The sequence below is a fragment of the Mangrovihabitans endophyticus genome (assembly GCF_014646155.1).
GTDB lineage: Bacteria > Actinomycetota > Actinomycetes > Mycobacteriales > Micromonosporaceae > Actinoplanes > Actinoplanes endophyticus.
Genome location: NZ_BMMX01000120.1, coordinates 1 through 1,291, shown reverse-complemented (window position 1 = coordinate 1,291; position 1,291 = coordinate 1). Strand labels below are relative to the sequence as shown.

Sequence of the window (1,291 nt, the reverse complement as noted above, 5' to 3'; positions counted from 1 at the left end):
TCAACCGCTCCGGACCAGACGTCCTCCCAGGTGAGGTTGCCGGACTCGACACGGTGGGCGAGCTGGGTGAACGCGGATGGGGCGTCGGCGGGCGGGTCCGCGACGTCGAAGCGTTCATCAAGGATGTTCGTCTCGGCGCTGTCCAACTGCTCGCCACGGTGTTGCCACTGCGCGACCGCCAGGCGGGAGCCATAGAGGCGGTTCTCGACCCGCTGCCGCAGGTCGGCGAGCTCCACGTCCCAGCCGCGCATGTCCGAAGTGTCCCAGCCACCGCGGACCGTCCGCGACCCCGCCCACGTGCCATCATCTCTCCACGCTGACCGGGACGACGTTTCACGGCGCCGCCCGTCGACCGCTCACCTACCGCCTACGGGCCTGGTTGGTGTGTCAGCGCAGTTGTCGGCTGGGAAAGCCGGGGCATGCGGTTGTGCTGGTCAGGTCGGGCGGTTGCGGGCGGCGCGGGGGTGCGAGTGGGCGGCGATCCAGGCTTCGACCTCGGGTGCCAGCCATACGCGTCCCATCTCCAAGATGGTCAGCGGTGGCGGGAATCCCGGCTTGGCGGCGAGTTGGTTGAGGCGTTGCCGGCACACCCCGCCGAGCATCAGGCAGACCTCGTGGGGACCGACCAGCCGGATGGCATGGGATTCCATGACGCACGTTTATACACGACAGGTTGTCCTGCGCACAGTGTTCGCTGATCAACGTCGGTGGCGAAGGGAGCGGCTATGGTCCGGGCGGATCAGGGAAGACACCTGGGCGTGTCACGGCGGGGGTTTTCCCGCGAGGTGCGGGCGATGCTGGGCGATCCACTGGTCGATGTCGTCGGTGAGCCATACCCAGCCGCTGGACAATCGTGCCACCGGTTCGGGGAATCTGGGTGAGTGGGTGATCTGGTAGACGCGTTGGGAGCTGACGCCGAGCATGATGCGGATTTCGTGGGTGCCGACCAGTCGCAGGTCCTCGCCGTCGGCGCCCGAGTCGGTGCTGGAGCCGACGTCGGTGCCGGTGTGGTGTGGATTGCGGTGGGCCGCTGTCACCAGTGGTGCGTTCCGGTCAGGGTCGTGCGGCGCGTGTGGCTCACCCGGGCTGGGCGCTCGGTGCCGGTTCGGGGCTGTGTGGGTGGTGCCGGGTTTGCGGGCGACGGCGGCGTAGGCCGCGACGTGGTCGGGTGGGGGTGGGGTGTCGGTGGGGTCGGGTCGCCAGTGGCTGATCACGGTGATGCCGGGTGGCAGCAGGTCGAGGCCGGTGGTGAACGCGCTGATCTGGGTGTGGGTGCGTAGCACGATGTCGG

3 protein-coding genes are annotated in these 1,291 nt (G+C 68.8%); all 3 read right to left on the bottom strand.

All coding sequences use genetic code 11. The annotated features are described in order from the left end of the window. Positions 1-251: hypothetical protein (locus tag IEY73_RS32650; protein ID WP_189083213.1), on the bottom strand; the 251-nt coding region annotated here is incomplete at its 3' end. Positions 252-434: 183 nt separating this feature from the next. Beyond that, positions 435-650: a helix-turn-helix transcriptional regulator gene (locus IEY73_RS32645; protein ID WP_189083212.1), complete on the bottom strand. Its 216-nt coding sequence runs from the start codon at positions 648-650 to the stop codon at positions 435-437. Between the two features lie 111 nt (positions 651-761). Then, on the bottom strand, positions 762-1,291 hold a 530-nt coding region (locus IEY73_RS34300), incomplete at its 5' end, for a helix-turn-helix transcriptional regulator (RefSeq protein ID WP_306661579.1).